At 70.3% G+C, this 20,955-nt stretch carries 22 protein-coding genes and 3 tRNA genes; 8 read left to right on the top strand and 17 right to left on the bottom strand.

What is annotated here, in order from left to right; translation table 11 throughout:
- Window positions 1–32: 32 nt before the first annotated feature.
- A complete protein-coding gene (locus AB0G28_RS00810) occupies window positions 33–2,393 on the top strand; it encodes an EAL domain-containing protein (RefSeq protein ID WP_361081615.1) in 2,361 nt (786 codons plus the stop codon).
- Here AB0G28_RS00810 and AB0G28_RS00805 read toward each other — a convergent pair.
- The 7 genes from AB0G28_RS00805 to AB0G28_RS00775 form a co-directional block, all read right to left on the bottom strand.
- A complete protein-coding gene (locus tag AB0G28_RS00805) occupies window positions 2,387–3,178 on the bottom strand; it encodes an arylamine N-acetyltransferase (protein ID WP_361081613.1) in 792 nt (263 codons plus the stop codon). The genes AB0G28_RS00810 and AB0G28_RS00805 overlap by 7 nt on opposite strands.
- A 33-nt stretch (window positions 3,179–3,211) precedes the next feature.
- The gene (locus AB0G28_RS00800) at window positions 3,212–3,562 is read right to left on the bottom strand and encodes a YciI family protein (RefSeq protein WP_361081611.1); all 351 of its coding nucleotides are present in this window, start codon (window positions 3,560–3,562) and stop codon (window positions 3,212–3,214) included.
- Between the two features lie 107 nt (window positions 3,563–3,669).
- Window positions 3,670–4,131, bottom strand: coding sequence for a hypothetical protein (locus AB0G28_RS00795; protein WP_361081609.1), 462 nt, complete (start codon window positions 4,129–4,131; stop codon window positions 3,670–3,672).
- 12 nt (window positions 4,132–4,143) lie between these two features.
- Window positions 4,144–4,728, bottom strand: a complete 585-nt coding sequence (locus tag AB0G28_RS00790) for a class I SAM-dependent methyltransferase (protein ID WP_361081607.1) — start codon at window positions 4,726–4,728, stop codon at window positions 4,144–4,146.
- A 330-nt stretch (window positions 4,729–5,058) separates the two neighbouring features.
- Window positions 5,059–5,724, bottom strand: a complete 666-nt coding sequence (locus tag AB0G28_RS00785; protein WP_361081606.1) for an NAD(P)H-binding protein — start codon at window positions 5,722–5,724, stop codon at window positions 5,059–5,061.
- Window positions 5,725–5,835: 111 nt separating this feature from the next.
- Entirely contained in the window at window positions 5,836–6,294 is a 459-nt protein-coding gene (locus AB0G28_RS00780) for a DsbA family protein (protein WP_361082337.1), read from the bottom strand.
- Entirely contained in the window at window positions 6,294–6,563 is a 270-nt protein-coding gene (locus tag AB0G28_RS00775; RefSeq protein WP_361081604.1) for a DsbA family protein, read from the bottom strand. Before AB0G28_RS00775 ends, AB0G28_RS00780 begins: the two co-directional genes overlap by 1 nt.
- A 105-nt stretch (window positions 6,564–6,668) precedes the next feature.
- Between AB0G28_RS00775 and AB0G28_RS00770 the strand changes: the two genes are divergently transcribed.
- Complete coding sequence (locus AB0G28_RS00770) at window positions 6,669–7,082, top strand: helix-turn-helix domain-containing protein (RefSeq protein ID WP_361081602.1); 414 nt, start codon at window positions 6,669–6,671, stop codon at window positions 7,080–7,082.
- Window positions 7,083–7,299: 217 nt separating this feature from the next.
- Here AB0G28_RS00770 and AB0G28_RS00765 read toward each other — a convergent pair.
- The 5 genes from AB0G28_RS00765 to AB0G28_RS00745 form a co-directional block, all read right to left on the bottom strand.
- Window positions 7,300–7,373: transfer RNA gene (locus tag AB0G28_RS00765), tRNA-Phe, on the bottom strand.
- Between the two features lie 31 nt (window positions 7,374–7,404).
- Window positions 7,405–7,478, bottom strand: a tRNA-Asp gene (locus AB0G28_RS00760).
- A gap of 38 nt (window positions 7,479–7,516) precedes the next feature.
- Window positions 7,517–7,589, bottom strand: a tRNA-Glu gene (locus AB0G28_RS00755).
- Window positions 7,590–7,697: 108 nt separating this feature from the next.
- Window positions 7,698–8,483, bottom strand: a complete 786-nt coding sequence (locus AB0G28_RS00750) for a hypothetical protein (protein WP_361081600.1) — start codon at window positions 8,481–8,483, stop codon at window positions 7,698–7,700.
- 148 nt (window positions 8,484–8,631) lie between these two features.
- A complete protein-coding gene (locus tag AB0G28_RS00745; protein WP_003097372.1) occupies window positions 8,632–8,886 on the bottom strand; it encodes a hypothetical protein in 255 nt (84 codons plus the stop codon).
- A gap of 716 nt (window positions 8,887–9,602) precedes the next feature.
- On the opposite strand from AB0G28_RS00745, the gene AB0G28_RS00740 reads away from it, so the two are divergent.
- A complete protein-coding gene (locus AB0G28_RS00740) occupies window positions 9,603–10,067 on the top strand; it encodes a hypothetical protein (protein ID WP_361081597.1) in 465 nt (154 codons plus the stop codon).
- A gap of 105 nt (window positions 10,068–10,172) precedes the next feature.
- Here the strand turns inward: AB0G28_RS00740 and AB0G28_RS00735 are convergent, their stop codons facing one another.
- Window positions 10,173–10,376, bottom strand: coding sequence for a cold-shock protein (locus tag AB0G28_RS00735; protein WP_003097368.1), 204 nt, complete (start codon window positions 10,374–10,376; stop codon window positions 10,173–10,175).
- A 468-nt stretch (window positions 10,377–10,844) separates the two neighbouring features.
- On the opposite strand from AB0G28_RS00735, the gene AB0G28_RS00730 reads away from it, so the two are divergent.
- The 4 genes from AB0G28_RS00730 (at window position 10,845) to AB0G28_RS00715 (ending at window position 13,580) form a co-directional block, all read left to right on the top strand.
- Window positions 10,845–12,044: an Ig-like domain-containing protein gene (locus AB0G28_RS00730; RefSeq protein WP_361081595.1), complete on the top strand. Its 1,200-nt coding sequence runs from the start codon at window positions 10,845–10,847 to the stop codon at window positions 12,042–12,044.
- A 186-nt stretch (window positions 12,045–12,230) separates the two neighbouring features.
- Window positions 12,231–12,536: a hypothetical protein gene (locus AB0G28_RS00725; protein WP_361081592.1), complete on the top strand. Its 306-nt coding sequence runs from the start codon at window positions 12,231–12,233 to the stop codon at window positions 12,534–12,536.
- 4 nt (window positions 12,537–12,540) lie between these two features.
- Window positions 12,541–13,095 carry a SigE family RNA polymerase sigma factor gene (locus tag AB0G28_RS00720; protein WP_361081589.1) on the top strand — a complete coding sequence of 185 codons (555 nt, stop codon included), beginning with the start codon at window positions 12,541–12,543 and terminating at the stop codon, window positions 13,093–13,095.
- 5 nt (window positions 13,096–13,100) lie between these two features.
- Window positions 13,101–13,580 (top strand): hypothetical protein, encoded by a 480-nt coding sequence (locus AB0G28_RS00715; protein ID WP_361081586.1) that lies wholly within the window; start codon window positions 13,101–13,103, stop codon window positions 13,578–13,580.
- Window positions 13,581–13,642: 62 nt separating this feature from the next.
- On the opposite strand, the gene AB0G28_RS00710 is transcribed toward AB0G28_RS00715, so the two are convergent.
- On the bottom strand, window positions 13,643–14,977 hold the full coding sequence (locus AB0G28_RS00710; RefSeq protein WP_361082335.1) for an MFS transporter: 1,335 nt from the start codon (window positions 14,975–14,977) through the stop codon (window positions 13,643–13,645).
- 237 nt (window positions 14,978–15,214) lie between these two features.
- Here AB0G28_RS00710 and AB0G28_RS00705 point away from each other — a divergent pair, with 237 nt between their 5' ends.
- Entirely contained in the window at window positions 15,215–15,799 is a 585-nt protein-coding gene (locus AB0G28_RS00705) for a PaaI family thioesterase (protein ID WP_361081584.1), read from the top strand.
- Here AB0G28_RS00705 and AB0G28_RS00700 read toward each other — a convergent pair whose 3' ends face one another.
- The 3 genes from AB0G28_RS00700 to AB0G28_RS00690 are packed head-to-tail and all read right to left on the bottom strand — an operon-like array spanning window position 15,800 to window position 20,890.
- Entirely contained in the window at window positions 15,800–18,445 is a 2,646-nt protein-coding gene (locus AB0G28_RS00700; protein ID WP_361081582.1) for a tetratricopeptide repeat protein, read from the bottom strand.
- A gap of 55 nt (window positions 18,446–18,500) precedes the next feature.
- A complete protein-coding gene (locus tag AB0G28_RS00695; protein WP_361081579.1) occupies window positions 18,501–19,475 on the bottom strand; it encodes a glutamate ABC transporter substrate-binding protein in 975 nt (324 codons plus the stop codon).
- On the bottom strand, window positions 19,472–20,890 hold the full coding sequence (locus AB0G28_RS00690) for a hypothetical protein (RefSeq protein ID WP_361081576.1): 1,419 nt from the start codon (window positions 20,888–20,890) through the stop codon (window positions 19,472–19,474). The genes AB0G28_RS00695 and AB0G28_RS00690 overlap by 4 nt, the downstream gene beginning before the upstream one ends.
- Between the last annotated feature and the right edge of the window lie 65 nt (window positions 20,891–20,955).

Here is a 20,955-nt window from a genome sequence, read left to right as displayed (position 1 = left end):
CGATACGCCGACTTCACGGGGGACGGACGCACATGGAGGCAGACGCCGTCGCCGCGAGCGGGCCGGCCGAGCCTTCCGCCGATCCCGCCGAGCTGGTCGAACTGAGCCCGGACGCGATCTGCGTCCACCGCGACGGCGTCCTGACCTACGCCAACCGCGCCGCCCTCGACACCTTCGCCGCGCGGTCGGCGGACGAGGTCGTCGGACGCCGGTTCACCGACTTCGTCGCCGAAGAGTCCCAGGCCGCGGTGGTGGAGAAGCTCGCAGGGCTGACCGGTCCGGGTGCGGCGACCAAGCCGGTCGAAGCCCTGATGTGCCGGCTGGACGGGAGCAAGTTCGCCGTCGAAACGGTGTCGGTGCGCCTCCGCGACCGGCTGGCCTACCAGGTCGTCATGCGCGACATCACGGCGAAGAAGGCCGCCGCCGACGCCCTGCACTACCAGGCCGCGCTGGTGTCGCACGTCAGCGACGCCCTGATCGCGACCACCGGCGAAGGCGTCGTGACCAGCTGGAACCCGGCCGCCGAGGCGGTGTACGGCTGGACCTCGGCCGAAGCCGTCGGGCGGTGCGCGAGCGAGCTCGTCGGCGCCCCGCTCGACCTGGCCGCCATCCGGCGCGGCGGCGGCGTCGCGGAAGCGGTGCACCGGCGGCGGGACGGCGCACCGCTGGCGGTCCGCGTCTCGGCGGCCGAGATGAACGACGGGTACGTGCTGGTCTGCGCCGACGAAACCGCGCGGCGGCGGGCCGAGCAGAACTACCGCACGGTCGTCGCGTCGCTCGATGAAGGCGTGCTGGTGACGGGCGCGTCCGGGCTCATCGAAGCGGCCAACCCGGCGGCCTGCCGGATCCTCGGCGTCGCCGAAGCCGACCTGATCGGCGTCCCGTGCCACACGCTGGTGCTGTTCACCGAGTCCGGGCGGTGGATCCCGCCGGACGAGATGCCTTCGGTACAGACCCGGCGGACCGGAGTCACCCACAACGGCCTGGTCGTACGCCTGCGCCGGCCCGACGGCCGCGACGTCTGGGTGTCGCTGACGTCCCGGCTGCTCAACCCCGACGACCCGGCGGCGATGGCCGTCGTCACGTCGTTCACCGACATCACCGAGACCCGCGCGATCAGCGCGCGGCTGGCCCACGACGCGACCCACGACCCGCTCACCCGGCTGGGCAACCGGACGCTGGTGCTCGGCAGGCTCGACGCCCGTGACCGGGGCGCGGTCACGGTGCTGTTCCTCGACCTCGACAAGTTCAAGGTCATCAACGACTCGCTCGGGCACTCGGTCGGCGACCAGGTGCTGCGGATCGTCGGCGAGCGCCTGCGCCGCAGCTCCGGCCGCGACGACCTGGTCGGCAGGCTCGGCGGCGACGAGTTCGTGGTCGTCACCGGCGAAGTCACCGACCCCTGCGAAGTCCGCGCGCTGGCCGAGCACCTGCGGGCGGCGCTGGCCGAGCCGATCGGCGTGCTCGGCAGGCAGCTGCACCTCGACGCGAGCATCGGTGTCGTGCTCGTCGGCCGGGACGACCGGCGCAGCGCCGAGGACCTGCTGCGCGACGCGGACGTCGCGATGTACCAGGCGAAGACGCTCGGCCGCGGCCGTCACCACTTCTTCGACGTCGGCCTGCGCGAACGGGTGCAGCGGCGGCTGCGGATGGAGCAGGACCTGCGTGACGCGGTCGGCTCCGGCCAGCTCTGGCCCGCGTACCAGCCGGTCGTCGACCTGCGGACGGGCGGGATGGTCGCGGTCGAGGCGCTGCTGCGCTGGACGCACCCCCGGCACGGCGCGATCCCGCCCGCGGAGTTCATCCCGCTCGCCGAGGAGAGCGACCTGATCAACGTGATCGGCAAGGAGATGCTCCGCGCGACCACCCGCGAGCTCGCCGCGCGGCGCACCGGGCAGGAGCTGGACCTGACGTTGAAGGTCAACCTGTCCGCCCGCCAGCTCGACGACCCGCACCTGGTGCCCGCGGTCGAGGACGCGCTCGCGAACACCGGGCTGCCCGCCGCCGCGCTGTGCCTGGAGGTCACCGAAAGCGCGTTGATGCGCGACCAGGCGGCGGCCGCGGAAGTGCTGGCGTCCCTGCGGTCGCTGGGGGTGCTGCTGGCGATCGACGACTTCGGCACCGGCTATTCGTCGCTCGCGCAGCTGCGCAGCCTGACCCTGGACACGCTCAAGATCGACCGTTCGTTCATCACGGGGATCGCCGAGTCCCGGGACGCGGCGGCCATCGTGACGAGCATCATCGCGATGGCCCACGCGGTGGACCTGACGGTGATCGCCGAAGGGGTCGAGTCGGCGGAGCAGCTGGAGCTGCTCCGCACGCTCGGCTGCGACCAGGCGCAGGGTTACCACCTCGGCCGCCCGGCGCCGGCGGCCGAGGTGTTCGGTCAGTAGACGGTCTTCAGCCGGTCGAGCTCGTCAGGCGTCAGCTCGATGCCGAGGTCCTTGAGGGTGGCGTCCAGCTCGTCCGGCGCGACGGTGCTGGTTTCGCTGGTGCCGTCCGCCTTTTCCACGGTGAGTTCGCGCCCGAGCAGCCGGCGGCTGACCCCGGGTTCGAGCGTCATGATCACGAGCCGTCCGGTGAAGGGCGACTTCGGGTGCGTCGAGGTGTAGTGGTGGTAGACCTCGTAGTCGATGCGGTGCATCTCGTCCAGCCGGAACTCGAGGATGTCCTCGTCGCCTTTCCGGAGCGTCCACCAGGGACCGTTGCGGACGATCCGGTGTGGCCAGCCGGCCTGGTCGACTTCGTGGCCGTCGACGAGCGGCATGGGGTCGAGGATCCCGGCCCCGTACCCGACGTCGGCGAGGAACTGCCGGCCGTCGACGTCGACGACCAGCGTCATGTGCGTGTAGGGCCCGGGCCGCCGCGGCTGAACACGCGCGGCGAGCCGGTGCACGGTGTAGCCGAGCCGTTCGAGGACGGCGGCGAAGAGGCCATTGTGTTCGTAGCAGTAGCCGCCCCGCTGCCGTCCGACGAGCTTCGCGCCGACGACGTCGAGCGAAATCCCTTGGTGCTGCTCGAGAACGACGTCGACGTTCTCGAACGGGATGGTCCGGACGTGCGCGCGCATGAGGTCTCTCAGCGCTTCGGCCGACGGCGGGCGTCGCTGTTGCCCGATCCGCGCGAGGTAGCCGTCGAGATCGACGGCGTCGATCTCCCATTCCCCAGGTGTGGTCATGAGATCATGATGCAACCTCGACCTTGATCGAGGTCAACCTTCGTGCACGACCTTCCGCACCTCGACGGCGGTGTACTGCGCGTCGGGGATCTCGGCGGCCAGTTCGACGGCGCGTTCCTCGCTGCCGACGTCGACGACGTAGTAGCCGCAGAGGAAGGCCTCGGACTCGACGAAGCCGCCGCTTTTCGTCTGCGCCACACCGTTCCTGACCTGGACGGTCTTGGTCTCGGCGGGTTCGGCGAGCGCCTTGGTCTCGACCATCTCGCCGGACTCGGTGATGAGCTTGATGAAGGCCATGTGTCCTTCGTAGACGGCGTTCTTCCGGTCGTCGGCCAGGGTGGCCCAGAGGGTGGGGTTCATGTGGAGGGTCAGGAGGTATCGCATTTCGGCTCCCCGGTGTGGGTGGCGGCCCGGGTTCGGGCTGCCTTCACCGGGTGGTCGTCGCGACTCGACACGTCCGGACACGGCTTTCCGAGGTTCACTCGTTCGGCCTAACGCAGCCATTCTTCGGTGCGCCGGTACCGGCCGAGCCGGACGGCGTCGAACTCGTCGAGGTGACGGCCACGGCGCACGCCGAGTGCGCGCAGTGCCTGCGAGATCGGGCTGCCGCCGGACGGCGGCCGCTCGCCCACGGCGATCCGCAGCGGACCGAGGATCACGGTGCCGCGGTGCCAGACCTGCGCGGACTGGCTGCCGACACCGCCGGAGTAATCGGCTTCGACGTACGCCACCGGTCCCAGTTCCGAGCACGCGGCGAGCGAGTCGCCGAAGCCCACCGGTGCCTTCCAGACCCCTTCGAGTTCGGCGGCGCCCGGGGCGGACACCGCGTCGAAGTACTCGTCGGTCATCGGCAGCATCGACAACGGACCGTGCAGAGGAACGATGGGGATGTTCCCGGCCAGCCGGCGAAGCACGGCTTCGCCGGCGATGACAGCTTCCAGGCAGAACCCCACTTCGTCCGGCCTTCAGCTTCGGCTGACGAGCACGTACCGCTCGTCCTCGATCGGCGAGCCCCACAAGGCCGGGTCGTCGAGCAGCGTCACCGTCGCCTCGTCTCGCCGGGCGAGGACAAGGCGTTCGCACTCGCCGGCGGAGATCCCGGCGCCGGTGAACCACCGGCCTTCCACGAGGACAAGGCGACCACCGGGTTTCAGCAGCCGAACCCAGGTATCCACCGCGGCGGCCGGATCGGGCAAGGCCCACAGCACGTGCCGGACGAGGACGACGTCGTAGGTGCTTGGCGCACAAGGAGGATCGGCCGCATCCCCGCGACGCAGTTCGACGCCGACCCCGGCGGCTTCGGCTTTCTTCCCGGCCACGTCGAGCATCCGCGGCGAGAGATCAACCCCAAACACGGCATACCCGGCCTCGGCGAGCAGAACGGCAAGACTGCCGGTCCCACACCCGAGATCGGCGACGGCCGCCGGAGCCGGCGGCAGCAACGGCAGAAGCAGCTCCGCCCAGGCGGCGCGCACCCGGGGATCACGGAGACCGTGGTCGGGCTGGTCGTCGAAGGTCGCGGCCTGATCGTCCCAGTCGGCTTGCGTCACCGGGACATCGTGCCGGACGTCACCGACATTTTCGCTCGACCCCGGCCCTGGCCACATCTGAAGAAGCCGTCCGGATGCCCGGACCGTCGGAGACCGAGGCCCTGAAGCTCCGCGAGGGCACGCCGGTCGTGATCATCGTGTGGACCACGTACTCGAACGAGTACGCCCGCGGAAACCGCAGGCATATTGTCGGAAGAAGCGATAGCCGACGGGCTCCCAGCCAGCGGATGCTGCCGATCGGTCCAGTGGGGCGGCGGTGAGCAGTGGCCAGGAGGTGAGGCGGAGGGCTTCCCGCTGATGCGGGGACCTTCCGTGGCCTGGCGGGACGGATCAGCCGCGGGTGTTCCAGACCAGGGGCGCTTTGCGGATCCATGTGTCGTCTTCGATCGTCTGGACGAGGAACTGGGCGAGGTCGGCGCGGTTGATCCGTGCGCCGGGCTTTTCGGTGCCGGCCTCGGCGGCCCGCACGGGGCCACCGGCGGGCTTGTCGGTCAGGGTGACGGCACGGGCCAGGGTCCAGTCGATGCCGGACGAGGCGCGGATGACCTGGTCGACGCCGGTGTGGTCCTCGAAGCCCGCCTTGATGTTCGACAGCTTGATGAACGCCTTCGCCAGCGGGTTGAGCCGGGCCCAGTCGTCGCCCGCGCCCTGTGTGGACGCCAGCACGATGCGGCGGATGCCCTGCTCGCCCATGATGGTGAGCGTGTGGCGGGCGGCGTCGGTCATGAACATCGGCGGGCTGACCGGCTTGGCCCACGGGTTGTCGGAGGCGCGGCCGTTGTTCAGCACGCTGATCACCCCCTCGGCGCCTTCGGCGGCCCGGCGGATGTCGTCGATGTTCGCAGGGGTGCCCTGGATCAGCTCGACGCCGGCCGGCGCCTGCACCTTGTCGGGGTTGCGGACAAGGGCGCGGACGCGGTGGCCGCGTTGGACCGCGTATTCCAGCACGTGAGCGCCGGTGCGGCCGCTGCCGCCGAAGACCAGGAGGTTACTCATGGTGATCAAAAAGCCTTTCGGGGAGTTCAGGGGTGGATCAGGCGGCCGGCCGGTCAGGACAGGGCCCGGGCGGCGGCCTCGTCTGTCCGCGGCTGCTGGGGGCAGCTGGAATCAGGCGTGCTCGGGGACGGCGCAGCCGTCCGGTCCGCAGACCGGGGCATCGCCGGCGTCGTCGGCGAGGGTGAGGGGGTGGCTGTCGTCCCAGGCCTTGCGCAGCAGTTCAAGGAGGCTGTCGCTGTCCTGGGCACCGGGCACGCCGTAGCGGTCGTCGACGACGATGAACGGCGCGCCGGTCGCCCCCAGGCGCTGGGCGCGGGCCGCGTCGTCGCGGACCTGCCGGCGGTAGCGACGGTCGGTGAGGGCCTTGCGGCTCTGCTCGCGGTCCAGGCCGAGTTCGCCGGAGAGCCCCAGGAGGTCGTCCAGCGAGAAGACCGGCGCGGCCTTGCCGAAGTAGGTGGCGAAGATCGCATCCCAGGCCTCGCGGTTCTTGCCCTGGGCGCTGGCGTGCGCGAGGAACTCGTGCGCCAGGTCGGTGTTGCCGACCTGGTTGTCCAGCACCCGGTAGGGGATCAGGCCCTCGCTCGCGGCGAGCTTCTCGATCCGCCGGGTCGAGATCTCGGCCTGGCTGCCGCCTGGCTGCCGCCCACACCGTGCCGGCGGAGCAAGGCCTCGCGGACGGAGAAGGTGTCGCCCTCGGGGAAGCTGCTGCTGAGCGGGAACGAGTGGTGGACCAGTTCCACCTCGTCCGCGTGCTCGAACCGCTCGATGGCCTTGGCCACCCGGCGGTTCCCCAGGCCGCACCAGGGGCAGGTCACCTCGGACCAAATGTCCACCTTCATCACGCACCTCCATTTCTTACAACTTGTGCGTAACGCCATGATGGATCAGCATGGAAGGCGATACAAAAGGAACACTGGTGTGCGTGTCGGAGAGGAATGTGCGTAATGGAATCGGCCAACGAAGCAGAGGTGACGGCACGGGCGGCGGCGATCGGCCCGTGCGCGGCCATCCCCGCCGAGCACATGGACTTCATCCGCCAGACCCTCGACCGCGTCGGCGACAAGTGGAGCCTGCTGCTCATCGCGGTCCTGGAGTCCGGACCGCTGCGCTACACCGACCTGCAACGGCAGGTTCCCGGCATTTCCCAGCGGATGCTCAGCCTCACCCTTCGCCAGCTCCAGCAGGACGGCCTGATCACCCGCACCGCCTACGCCGAGGTCCCTCCGCGCGTGGAGTACACCCTCGCCCCGCTGGGCCGCGGCTTACACGAGATCGTCACCTCGCTGATCGGCTGGGCCGCCGACCACCACGACGAGATCCGCGCCAATCGCGAGCGCGCCGCAACGGCCGGATCATGACCGCAGCGCAAGCGGTCGCGGACGCGTTTCACAGGTGACCGCTCATGAAACAGGCGAGTGGACTGCGAACTCGCGGAGCACCAGACCCGCCGTGCAACCGACGTGCAACCAGCGACGGCCAACGGCGGTCAACCAAGGTCGACAACGGCCACGGCCACGATCGGCCCCAGACGCAAGAAAACCGCCTTGACCTGAGTCAAGACGGCTTCTTCGTGGGTGGCCAGGGCCGGGGTCGAACCGGCGACCTTCCGCTTTTCAGGCGGACGCTCGTACCAACTGAGCTACCTGGCCGGGAACGCCGGCGAGGAGCCGAACGATCTTGCGACCCTGACGGGACTCGAACCCGCGACCTTCGCCGTGACAGGGCGACGCGCTAACCAACTGCGCCACAGGGCCTTGCTGTTTACGTAAGTACTGCTTACTACGATACTGCGTACTCCCAACGGGATTCGAACCCGCGTTGCCGCCTTGAAAGGGCGGAGTCCTAGGCCGCTGAACGATGGGAGCCCGGCCGGTTTCGGGTGACCGACCGACCGCGCTCTCAGGTTCCCCTGGGAGCGATTACAAGCATAGGGCACGCCGCCACCGCTTTACACCGGGGGTTCCTTAAGCCCGCTACGAAGCCGCTACCTGGGCAAACGTCGCCAAGTCCGCCAGGCGGCGGTCGAGCTCCACCCGTTCGGGTTCGGTCAGCGCCGACGCCAGCAGTTCGCCGATGCGGTCGTCGGTCAGCGCCTCCGCGTGACGGCGGCGGTCGCGCAGGTCCGGTTTGCGCTCCGCCGACGCGACGAGCTCGTCCGCCGCCTCCTCCGGCCACGCCGTGCGCAGCAGGCGCGCGCGGCCGCCCTCCGGGTCCGCCACCACCGCCTCCGGCACCGACAGGCCCACCGCCCGCAGCGCCGCGAAGTGCAGGCCGCCGCGCAGCTCGCGGAAGACCATCAGCGCGAAACCGAGGCGTTCGGCGTCACCCGAGGGGCGCTCGGCGTTCTTCCAGCCCGCGAAGAGCGCCAGCCCGCTGGCGTCCGCGGCGTCGACGACGCGGAACAGCAGCTCCGCCAACCGGCCGGGCTCCGATACAGCCGAAAGGTTGATGCGCGACCACCGGGCCGATGACTCCGCGTAGGCACGGACCGCGGAGGGAGCGTCGAGGGCCGCCGTCGCCGGCGGCAGGACGAAGTCGAACAGCCAGTGCGGGAAGATGCCGAACAGCTCCGCGGCCACCTTCGGCGGGACGTCGCCGAGCACCGCCGACCGGCCTCGCAGGTACAGCGAACGCGGCGGCAGCCCCACCTCCGCCTCGACCTCGGCCAGCTCCGGCGACGTCATGAACTTGCCGCCCAGCACCTGCACCACCGGCCGGATCCGGTTCGCCAGCTCCGCCACACCCTCGATCGCCGTCATGTCCACCCCTTTCGACACGACAACCGTAACAGTGTTACAAAACTGGCGTCAAGCACCTTCGCAAAGCCCGGTAATTGCTCTCCGAAAAGACCCGCAACCTGCGGAAATATCACCGGAAGGGTCCGGCGCAACCGCCGGACCCACCCGCTCAACGCTGAACCGGCGCCTGACCGTCCTCGTCCAAGTTCAACCCCAGCATCTCCAGCAACTGAACACAGTCCTCGACCCCCAGCGCACCATGCGCCACCGCCAGCCGAGCCCGCCGAACCTGATCATCCGACACCCGCTGCGCATCAGCAGCCCCACTTCGCTGCGCCGGCAACGCCCCGGCAAACGGAGCACTCCCCCCATCGGCACCTTCGTACCGAAGGAGGAACTGCCGCACTTCAACAGACCCGCTCATAGCCCCTCCATACGGCTCACAACAGCTTGGCCGCGAGGCTAACCAGCACCAGCCGCCACACACAGCCCCCCGCAGAGTGAACCTCGCGCCACGCTCCGCACAACGCAGCGCAATCGGCAACCACGAAGAAGACAGCCACCCGAACGAACGTCACCCCGCCCGAAAGTGACACTCCACCGGGAAATTTCCCGCTCTCCACTCGCCCAACCCACCAACTCGTGCAACAATCGAAGTGCTGACACACCCCCGGTCAGCGCCTGTGGAGATCCCCTCCGACCCCCGCGTTCCTCCCCCTGGCGCGGGGGTCCTCCATTTCTGGGCCTGCTCGGGCTTCGCCCTTCGCTACGGCCCATTCATTCCGGCGTATCGCCCGGGGGGCCGAGCCCCCCGGACCCCCCACGGTGCGGTCTGCGTCTCTTCCAGCGTGGCTGGGTTCTCGCTTCGGGCGCGGAGCGCCCTGGCGATCGTGGTCGCGGTTCGGGCGCTTCGCGCCCTTCCCTCGGTGGCGTGGGTAGGTGCCCGTGATGGGGTAGGTGCCTGTGATGGGGTAGGTGCCCGTGATGGGGTGATCGACTCGTTGGGTTAGAGGGGGGTTGCTTTGTGTTTGGGGAGTGTTAGGCCATGTGGGGGGTTGTTGGGCTGAATGGGTTTGGGGTTTGGCGTGTTGTGGCTCACAGTGGTTTGTGTGGCGAGATGCAAACGTTATCGTTGCGTTCGTGCCTCTTCCCTCCCTTGGCCGCCTCAGCAGCCGCACGAACCTGAAAGCCGCCGCGTCGTCTGGGCGTCATCGTGGTGCCGCGAAGCCTGCGGACGACGGTGTTGTCGAGGACACCGAGCTGACCTCCTACCTTGCCGCCCTGGCTCCCGAGAACGACTTGGAGAGCACCGGGTCCGGCAAGCGGTTCGGGGAGGCTCAGGTCTACCAGCTTCGGATGAGCCTCATCGCCAGCCAGCAGCTCAAGGACATCGCCGGTGAGCGGGGCATCTCGCCCCAGGCCCTTGCCCAGGAGTGGATCCTCGAGCGGCTCAACTGGGAAGGGCAGGCCTCTTCGCTGCAGGACCAGCGGCAGCAGGCCGGCCACGCCGGTGAGCTCGGTGAGGTCGGCGATCTCAGTGACCTCACCGATGAGTTCCACTTCCCCGCCGACGCCTTCGACGCGCCGGTCGGCGGGCGGCACTAGCCGCTCTTCCCGCCCCGGACATGCGAAAGGGCCCCCGGCTTTGCCGGGGGCCCCGCTCAGGCCTTTGGACTTACGCAGGGCCTGTGAGGCTTGTGAGCCTCAGTCTCAGATCGCGCGGACCTTCTGGGCCTGCGGGCCCTTCTGCCCCTGGCCGACCTCGAACTCCACTCGCTGGTTCTCCTCGAGGGTGCGGAAACCGCGGCCCTCGATCTCCGAGTAGTGCACGAACACGTCGCCTTCGCCGCCGTCCTGCGCGATGAAGCCGAAGCCCTTCTCCGCGTTGAACCACTTCACAGTGCCTTGCGCCACCGCTGTACTCCTCGTTACACAGATCCGCTTCGAATGCCACCGAAGCGGCACCCCGACCGTCCCGGGCGGTTCCAACGAGACGAGTCAAGAGCGGGTCGGCTCCATGGCTCGCGTCAGAAGTTCCGCGAGTGTGAAGCCACGAACACGCAAAACGACGGCCTGAGAGCAGACTACCGGGATCTGGCCAAAGTTGAACCCCGTGATCGGGGCGAAAACCGGCTCTGCGCACCAAGGTCACCGGAACGTCGTAGGGCTCCGGCCCGGTTCTGTCGGACCCACCGGCTAGTCTTGCGCAGCACAGCGGCGCCGTGATCACCGGATACGGCACGGAGTCGGCCGTGCCCCCTCAGTGAAACAACCCGGAGAGTCGGTGTGAGCTTCGTCACGCCGATCTTGCTCAACGTCACGAGCACACGGGACGTCTCGTGAAGGGGTAGCACCAAAGGGGCAAAGGGGAATGGGTTGACGGTGAGGACTTCCACGCGGCGCCGGGGCGCCGCCGCGGCACTGGGCTTGGTCGCCGCGCTCACGCTGGGGGCGTGCAGCAGTGAACCGACGGTCTCGGCGAGCGGCACCTCGGGCGGGGGCCCGACCAGCTCGCCGGCACCCACCGCGCAGCCCGCGAAGCTGACGGTGACGCCGGCGGGCGGCGCTCAGGACGTCGCGCCCGGTGAACCGGTCGGCGTCAAGATCTCCGACGGCACGATCATGTCGGTCACGCTGACGAACCCGGACGGCAAGCAGGTCCAGGGCCAGACGTCGGCGGACAAGAAGAGCTGGAGCACCACCGAGCAGCTCGGCTACGGCAAGACGTACACGTGGGCCGGCCAGGTGCAGGGCGCCGACGGCAAGAACGTGCCCATCTCCGGCGCGTTCACCACGGTCAAGCCGAAGCGCCAGACGTCGGCCAGCCTGAACGTCGGGGACGGCCAGACGTACGGCATCGCGATGCCGATCGCGCTGACCTTCCCGAGCCGCGTCACCGACAAGGCTTCCGTCGAGAAGGCGCTGTCGGTCGAGACCACGCCGAAGACCGAGGGATCCTGGGCCTGGATGCCCGGCGATGCCTCGGTGCACTGGCGGCCGAAGGAGTACTTCAAGCCCGGCACGCAGGTGAAGGTCAACGCCAAGATCTACGGCGTGAAGGTCGGCGACGGCGTGTACGGCAAGCAGGACGTGTCGGCCAGCTTCACCATCGGCCGGTCCCAGATCGTCAAGGGCAACACCCAGCAGCACACGATGCAGGTGATCCGCGACGGCCAGCAGATCGCCGACTACCCGGTGAGCTACGGCCTCGACTCCGACCCGGGCCGCGTCACCCACAGCGGCGTGCACGTCGTCATGGGCAAGCAGGCCACGTACGCGATGAGCAACCCGAAGTACCACTACGAGAACGTCGTGGTGCCGTGGGCGGTCCGGATCTCCAACAACGGCGAGTTCATCCACGGCCTGGCCGCGTCGGTGTGGGCGCAGGGCAAGAAGAACGTCTCGCACGGCTGCCTGAACCTGTCGCCCGCGCGCGCCAAGGAGTACTACGACGGCGTGCTCACCGGCGACCCGGTCGAGATCACCGGCAGCACGCAGACGCTGACCGCGAAGGACGGCGACTACAGCGACTGGACCTACGACTGGGCGAGCTGGCAGAAGCTGTCGGCGCTCGCCGGCTGAGACCACCGAGGGCCGGGACACCGAGAAACAGCCGGGCGGCCGGGAAGTCCAGTGCGGGCTTCCCGGCCGTTCGTGTTTCTCCCTTCGAACCCGCGAAATCCGATGCAACCCCGGTGATCACCGGCCGCATGACTAAGGGCAGAGGCGCAGCGATCCCAGCCGCGCCCGCGAGAATGAGGAGCTGTCTTGCGTATCCGCATCGCCCTGACCCTCGGCGCGCTGGTGCTCGCCGGTGGTGCCCTGACCGGTGGCATCGCGCTGGCCGACCAGGCGCCGGCGGCCCCGACCCAGACGACCGTCCGGCCGACCGACCCGCCGACCGTGGTGCCGGCCCCGGCCACCAGCCGTACCCGCCCGCAGGTGCCGACCAACGTTCCCGTCCCGCGCGAGACGCAGAAGCCCCGCACGGGCCAGGCTCCGCGCGTCCCCCGGGCCGTCCCGGCCGGGCCGACCGGCGACCTGAACCTGCCGGCCGTGTGGGAGACCCGGTAGCCAGGTGATCTCCCGCTCCCGTCCGTCGACCGGGCCGGGCTCGCCGTGGGACGGCGAGTTCGCCCGGTACTTCGGCGAGCGCGCGCACAGCCTGCGGTCCACGGCCTTCCTGCTCTGCGGAGACTGGCACCAGGCCGAGGACCTCACGCAGGCCGCGCTGCTCAAGCTCTACCTCGCCTGGCCGAGGCTGTGGCGGCACGACGCGCTGGACGCCTACGCGCGCAAGGTCGTCCTGCGCACGTTCCTCGCCGAGCACCGGCGCAGCAGGTGGAAACGGGAGCGGCTCACCGACGCTCCACCGGAGCTCCCGGTGGAGCCCGCCACGAACGACCAGGAGATGCTGGTCCGGCAGGCACTGGCCGTACTGGCCCCCAAGCAGCGCGCCGTGCTGGTGCTGCGGTACTTCGAGGACCTGAGCGTCGAGGAGACGGCGCAGGCGCTCGGCTGCAGCACCGGCACGGTGAAGAGCCAGGCCTCCCGGGGCCTGGCCACGCTGCGCAAGCGGCTCGGCCCGCACTACGGTGCGCTGACCTTCAGCGCGACCACGGAGGGGAGGTGACGAACATGGACCCCGAAGACGACGTCCGCGCGTTCCTGACCGGCGCGGCCGGCGGCCCGCAGCCGCCGATGCGCCTCGAAGCCGCCGACGTGATCGAGCGCGGCGGCCGGGTTCGGCGACGACGCAAGCGCTTGGCGGTCGCGGGCACTTCGACCGCGACGGCGGTCGTCCTGGCGGTGGCCGGTTTCCTGGCCGGTCACCGCGCCGGGCCGCCGGAGCCGGTGGAGCCGGCCGGCCCCGGGCTGTCCACGATCGGCACCACGTCCCCGGATCCGCGGCCCACCAACCTCGAAGTCCCGGCGACGTCGATCGCGCCGCCGACGGCCGAGCCGGGAGAGACCCGGTCCCGCAACCAGCGGACGTTGACCCCGCAGGCGCCGTCCGCGGGCCCGCGGACGACCTCTCACCCGAGGTCGATGACCGTGCCCACCTCGCCCGTCGATACCCGGCCGGAAGCCCCGTCCGTGGTGACGACCACACGCTAGCCGTGGCGCACGTGTGCCCCGCCCGGTGATCCGGGCGGGGCACACGGCTTTCCGGCGGCCGCTCAGCGCTGAACGGCCGCGGAGGTCAGCTTGCCGCTGTTGTCCTCGGTGTCGATCTGCTCCATCGGCACCTGCGACGTCTCCGGGATCTTGATGATCGGGATGATCGCGATCAGCGCCGCCGCCATCAGGTAGTACGCCGGCCAGTCCTCGTTTCCGGTGCTCTTGATCAGCGCCGTCACGATGACACCGGCGGTCCCGCCGAACAGGGACGTCGAGATGTTGTAACCGATCGCGAACGAGCCGTAGCGCACCCGGGTGGGGAACATCGCCGGGAACGTCGAGCCGATCACCGCGAGGATGAAGACCAGCAGGATCGCCACGATCAGGAACCCGACGAACAGCCACAGGATGCTGCCGGACTGCATGAGCTTGAGGCTGGGCCAGCTCAGCACCACGAACCCGATGGCCGCGGTGAGCAGCAGCGGTTTCCGGCCGATCCGGTCGGACAGCGCCCCGAGCGGCAGGATGATCGCCATCTGGATGACCTCGACCGCGATGATGATCAGGGTCGACGTGTTGTCGTTGATCTTCAACGTGTCCGTGAAGTACGTCGGCATCGTCGTCAGCAGCAGGTAGTCGGCGACGTTCAGCAGGAGCACGATGCCGATCAGGTTGAGGATCATCCGCCAGTTGCGGACGAAGATCTCCTTGAGCGGCGCCTTCTTCGGCGCCTCGCCCTTTGCTTCCAGCCGGCGGAACTCGGGGGTGTCCTCGAGCTTGTTCCGCAGGTAGAGCCCGATCAGGCCGAGCGGCAACGCGACGAAGAACGGGATCCGCCAGCCCCAGGCGTCGACCTGCTCGGGCGACATCGAGAGCGTCACCGACAGCACCACGAGGTTGCCGAGCACGTAGCCGGCCAGCGTGCCGAGCTCGAGGAAGCTGCCGAAGAAGCCACGGCGTTTCGTCGGCGAGTACTCGGCGATGAACGTCGCCGCTCCGCCGTATTCGCCGCCGGTGGAGAAGCCCTGGATGATCCGCAGCAGCAGGATCGCGATCGGCGCCGCGATGCCCATGCTGTAGCCGCCGGAGTACGTCGGCAGGACGCCGACCAGGAACGTGCAGCCGGACATCAGCAGGATCGTGATGGCGAGGACGCGCTTGCGGCCGATCTTGTCGCCGAGCGGCCCGAAGAACGCCCCGCCGAACGGCCGCACGATGAACCCGACCGCGAGCAGGGCGAGCGACTTCAGGACGGCGTTGCCTTCGCCCGGGAAGAACAGCGTGCCGATGCTGGCGGCGATCGCGCCCGAGGTGAAGACGCCGTAGTCGTACCACTCGGTGGCGTTGCCCATGGCCGAGGCCCACACGGCACGCTTGACGGTTCTCTCGTCCACTGACGGTTTGCCCGTCGTTGCTGCTGGTTCGCTCATGCCGGCGACGACTCCTCCCGTGCAGTGCCCATCGGGCCGTTCGAGCTCATCGGCCCAGTCTTAACCGGCTTTCGCAGGTCGGCAGTCTGAGCCGCGAATTCGCTACGGTGGGGAACTTTCCGGCTACCGAGAGGTTCCGGTTGCGGACATACCGCACGGGCCGGGCGCGGGCCGTGGCTACCGGCCGGTTAACGTCAGCGCATGAGTCGTGTTTCTCAACCGTGGCCGCCGGTGCCGGTGGAGCCGGCCGTCCCGCACCCGAAGGCGCCGGCGCCGGGTACCGAGCTCGGGGTGCACTTCACCGAGTGCTTCGGCTGTGGTGACGAGGCCGACGCCGGGCTGCACCTGCGCTCGACCGTCGGCGAGGGCCAGGTCGTGTACTCGCGGTTCACCGTCACCGCGGCCCACCAGGGCGCACCCGGGCTCGCCCACGGCGGCCTGCTGGCCTGCGCGTTCGACGAGGCGCTCGGTTCGACCGTGGGCAACCTCCTGCACCGGCCGGCGGTGACCGGCAAGCTCGAGACCGACTTCCGGCGTCCGGTCCCGGTGGGTTCGACGCTGTTCATCGAGGCCCGCCTGGACGGCATCGCGGGCCGCAAGATCTACGTCAGCGCGGACGGCCACCTCGACGCCGAGGACGGCCCGGTCGCGGTGAGCGCCCGCGCGCTGTTCGTCATCGTCGGCTTCGAGCACTTCAGCACCCACGGCGACCCCAAGGCGCTGGAGAAGCTGGCCGAGCAGCACGCGAAGAACCAGCGCGAGCGCGACTGGGACATCAACCCCTGATCACGTGAGCGTCCGGGGGCGGATGGCGTTCGCCCGATCGACCAGCTCGATGCGCTGCTCGATCGTGCCCGCCAGCCGGGCGAGCGCCCGGTAGCACCGCTCCAGGCCGAACCGCAGCTCACGCTCCTCGAGCGCGCACCCCAGCACATGCCCTCCCGGCGTCTGCCCACCCTGCTTGGGCGTTCGAAGCCACTCGTACGCGGCTTCGAGCACGTTCGCGCTGAGCCGCGTCCGGCGCTCGGCGTCCAGGCGGAGCCGCTCGAGGCGGGCCGACGCGTCGAGCAGGTCGTGCACGGTGACCGGGGTCTCGCGGCCGTTGGCCTTGGTCGCCGTCGTCTTGATCTTGATCGCCGCGACCTGCGCGTCGATGTAGTGGGTCGACGACGGCGGCACGGTCTCGAGCACCTCGACCGCGCTGTTCCGCGCGCCCTGCGCCAGGTAGACGCGGGCGAGGCCGAAGGCGGCGCTGACGTAGGAGCGGTCGGTGCGCCAGACGAGCTCGTAGAACCGCGCGGCGGCGAAGTAGTCGCCGACGCCTTCGGCGCTGACGCCCAGCGCGAGCTTCGGGGCGATCTCGCCCGGCAGGTCGTCGTACACCGCTTCGAACGCCACGTGCGCGACCCGGGACCGGCCGCCCGCCAGCTCGATCAAGCCCCGGTACCAGTCGATCCGCCAGTCGTGCGGGAAGCCGTTCTTGATGGCCAGGTACTGCGCCGCCTGCAGCTGCCGCTGCGCCTCCGCCAGCTCGCCCAGCTCGATCCGGGCACGCACGATCCGCAACCGGACCTCGATCGACTCCCGCGGCGCGCCGGCCAGTGCCTCGATGGCGCCGCGCGGGTCGAGCGCGGTCGTCGTCGCGAGCACGCCCGCGGCGGGGTCGTCGGTGTCCACCTGCGGGATCGGCAGGCCGGCGACGACTTCGTCCGCGCTGGGCAGCGGCACGCTGGCACCGGCCTCCGGCACCACGAGCTGCACGCCGAAGGTGCGGCTCTCCGGGCCGAACACCGTGGACGCGCCGGGCCGCGGCTTGCCGGTGCCGAGCGCCATGATCTCGCGCAGCACCCCGGTGAGCTGGTCGGCCATCTCCTCGGCGGAGAGGAACCGCCGGTCCGGGTCGGCGTGCGTCGCGCGCCGCAGGAACCGGTAGTAGGAACCGAAAAGCGCGAAGAGCGGGACGGTGTCCGGGCCGGGCAGCGTCGTCTTGAACTTGGTGGTGTAGCCGGTGAACTCGAAGCTCAGCACGGCGAGCGTGCGCCCGACGGTGAACAGGTCCGACGCGATCGACGCGCCCTGCGTCGGCAGTTCCGGCGCGCTGTAGCCGGTGGTGAAGAACAGCGGGCTCTCGTAGTCGTCGGTGCGGCGGACCGCGCCCAGGTCGATCAGCTTCAGCTGCTCGTTGGTCTGGATGACGTTGTCCGGCTTGAGGTCGCAGTAGAGCAGGCCCTGGCTGTGCAAGTAGCCCAGCGCGGGCAGGATTTCCAGCCCGTACGCGATGACCTGGCCGATCGGCAGCGGCTCCGGACGGCGGCTCTCCCGGTGGTGCGCCAGGGCGAGCTGCCGCAGCGACTGGCCGCCGACGTACTCCATGACGATGTAGCCGACGGTCGTGCCACTGTGCGCGTCCGGGTGCTGGACGAAGTTGTGGATCTTGACGATGTTCGGGTGCTCGACCTCGGCCAGGAACCGCTGTTCGTTGGCCGCGGCCGCCATCGCCGTCGCGTCCCCGGTGTCGATCAGTCCTTTGAGGACGACCCAGCGGTCGCTGACGTTGTGGTCCTGCGCCAGGTAGATCCAGCCGAGACCGCCGTAGGCGAGCGCGCCGAGCACCTCGTACTGGCCGCCGACGAGCTCGTTCGGCTGCAGCTTCGGGACGAACGAGAACGGCGCGCCGCAGTTTTCGCACTTCCCTTCGGCCGCGCCGGGTTTCCCGTCCTTGCCGCGGCCGACCTTCGCGCCGCAGCTGCCGCAGTACCGCTTTTCCTCCGACACCACGGGGTTCGTCAGCACCGCGGACGCGGGGTCGCGCGCGGGCACCGGGGGGACCTCGACGAGCCCGGCGCCGAGCCGGCCGCGCCGCGACCGGGACGTCCGCGACGACGTCCGGCGCGAAGTGCCGGGGAACGAGCCGGGACCCGAGCCCGAGCCGCTTCCGGATCCCGTGCCCGTCCCGGTTCCGGTGTGCCGTCCTTCGCTGGTGCGCTCGGGCAGGACGCTCTCGGTGCCCGGGTCCGGCAGGGGCGTCCCGGGGCCGGTGTCGGGCCGCGGCACCGGCGGCATGATGCTCTGGGTCTCCGGCGTCGGCGCCGCGAGCACGCTGGTCAGCTGCGGCGCGTCGGGTTCCGGCGGGCGGACCGCCTGCGTCGGCACGGGCTCGACCGGGTTCATGCTGCCCGGGGGGCGGGTCGGGTCCTCCGCGCCGGGGATCGGCGCGCGTGCGGCGGACGGCTGCCCCTGCGGCGGCGTCGGCGGACGGCGCACGGGAGCGTGGAAGACGGTCTGCTCCCCGCCGCCCTCGTCGAGGCGGCCGGAGATCGACGGCTCCGGCGTCTCCCACCGCACCGGGGGCGGCGGCTGCCAGCTCGGCTTCGCCGGCTGCGGCTCGTCGTCCGGCGCGGCGTGCCGAGGACGGCGCGGCTCCTCCGACACTGCTACCTCCCAGATCCCCGACGACGTGCGGGAACCGATCCTAGTCGCGACGCGCTCACTGGTACTGCGCCTGCGGCGGCGAAGCCGGCCCCAGCGAAGGCTCGACCCACTGGCGGTAGCTCTTCTGCCACGCGCCGCTGTTGCGGATGTTCTCGAGCACGGCGTTGACGAACTTGACCATGTCCTCGTTGTCCTTCGGCACGCCGATGCCGTAGTTCTCCTGCGAGAACTGGTCGCCGACGACCTGCAGCGTCGGGTCCTGCGCGGCCATCCCGGCGAGGATGGTGTCGTCGGTCGAAACCGCGTCGACCTGGCCCTGCTGGAGCATCACCAGGCAGTCCGACCAGTTGTCCACCGAGATCGCCACCGGCTTCGCCGGGTCCGTCGCGATCTTCGCCAGCGACGTCGACTTCTTCGCCGCGCACACCTTCTTGCCGCTCAGGTCGGCCAGCTTGGTCGCCTTCGACTCCTTCGTGACCAGCAGCCGCTGGCCGGCGACGTAGTACACGGAGGAGAACTGGACTTCCTTCCTGCGCGAGCAGGTGATGCTGTAGGTCCGGACCACGATGTCGACCTGGTGCTTCTTCAGGACGTCCTCGCGCTGTCCCGACGTGATCGCGCGGAACTGGACGCGGCCCTCGGGTGCCCCGAAGATCTGGCGGGCGATCTCGTTGACCATGTCGATGTCGAAGCCCTCGAGGTTGCCCGAGGTGGGGTTGCGGAAGCCGAACAGGTAGGTCGTCTGGTCGACGCCGGCGATCAGCTTGCCGCGTTCCTTGATCTTCGCCATGGTCGAGCCGTCGGGGATCGACGTGCCGCTCGTCGGCGAGAGGCTGGCCAGCGGGTTGCAGCTGGTGTCGCTCCCGCCGCCGGCCGTCGCGTCCGGGCCGCCGACGTGCGCGGGCTGCGGCCAGCCCGCGTCGCCGACCGGGGCCGGATCGACCGGTTTCCCGGGACTGCCGCAGGACGCCGCCAGCAGCGCGACGACCGCCAGCACGCCCGCCCGGATCGTCTTCCCCCGCCTGTTCACCGGTACTCCCTCAGTCGCTCCCGGATCCCCATGGTCACACCCGCCGCCGCGACGATCGCGAGGACGGCCAGCCCGGGCGCGAGGAGCGTCAGCGCGCGGTCGCCGTTGTGGGTGTCGTCGAGGAACTCCTGCCTGCCGACGTCGATCGCCGCCTGCAGGCTGTCGTCGAGCCGCCGGAACGCCGGCGCCGAGCCGTCGGTCTTGTCCTCCAGCACGGCGAAGTCGACGGCTTCCTGGTACTGACCGGCGTCGTCCTGGGCACGCACCTGCCTGTGCGCCTTCAGCCAGTCGTTCGCGGCCTTCGTCGCGTCGGCGACCTTCGCGGCGCCGGCGCCGTCCTGGATCAGGCCGCGCGCTTCGCCGAGCAGGCCGCCCTTGCCGTCCGGGCCGACCAGCTGGACGGCGTTGGTGCCGAAGTCCTTCTCGTAGGCCGCGCCGTCGCCGCGGGCGACCAGTGTCAGCGTCTCGTCGGCGCGGGCCTGCAGCGCGGCGATCCGCGCGCGGACCAGCACGTCGACGCGGTGCGAGCCGTCGTCCTGGCCGCTGCCGACCAGGCTGCCCTGCACGACGAGCGCGACCGCGCCCCACAGCAGCGACACCACGACGGCGGCCGTCGCGACGACGAGCCCGACGTTGAGCAGCCGGTTCGTGCGCCGGGTCAGGTAGACCTGGGCGACGACCAGCGCGGCCAGCAGCGCGACCATCAGGATGGTGGCGAGCCACGGGAACCCGGTGGCGCTGTCCTGTTCCTCGATCAGCCGCTCGGTGTCGACGCGGTAGAGGTCCTGCGCGGCGGGAAGGATCTTCGCCCGCATCAGCTCGGACGCCTCGCGCAGGTAGGACGCGCCGACCGGGTAGCCGAGCCGGTTGTTCGCGCGGGCGGTTTCGACGAGCCCGGTGTAGACCGGCAGCTGCTGGTTCAGGGTGTCGACCGGGGCGGCCGCGTCGGCGACGTCCGAGGCGTCGGAAGCGGCCTTCGCGAGCGCGGCGCCGGCTTCGGCGATGTCACGCTCGTAGCGCTGGCGGAGTTCGGGCGGCTCGGTGCCGATGGAGAGGAACGCGCTCGCGGCGGTCGCGTCTGCGTCCGAGAGCGAGCGGTAGACCTGCTGCGAAGCGGCGGCGAGGGGCTCGCGGTGGTCGATGACGCCGGTGATCGTGTCGTCGCGGTCCTGCACCGACAGCGTCGCGACCAGCCCGGCCACGAGCGCGAGCAGCACCAGCCCGACGGCGATCACGGTGAGCCGGCCAGGCGTGGTCGCGGCTGAGCGGATGATCGCGCGGACCCCCTGGCCCGGCAGGTCGAGCAGCCCCAGCAGGCCGCTGCGGCCCGCGGCGCGGTCGCGGCCCTCCGGTGGCGACGGTGGGGGTCCCGGCGCGGGCGCCGTGGGACCCGGGGCCGTCGCAGTGCTGGTCATCCCCGATTCCTCCCCGAAAGCCGTACCCGCAGAAGGTAGCCGAGTGGCGACGCGCGCAGCCACCG

It is taken from the genome of Amycolatopsis sp. NPDC021455 (genome assembly GCF_040640995.1).
In the GTDB taxonomy this organism is placed as follows: domain Bacteria; phylum Actinomycetota; class Actinomycetes; order Mycobacteriales; family Pseudonocardiaceae; genus Amycolatopsis.
This window is presented reverse-complemented; position numbering and strand designations above follow the sequence as displayed.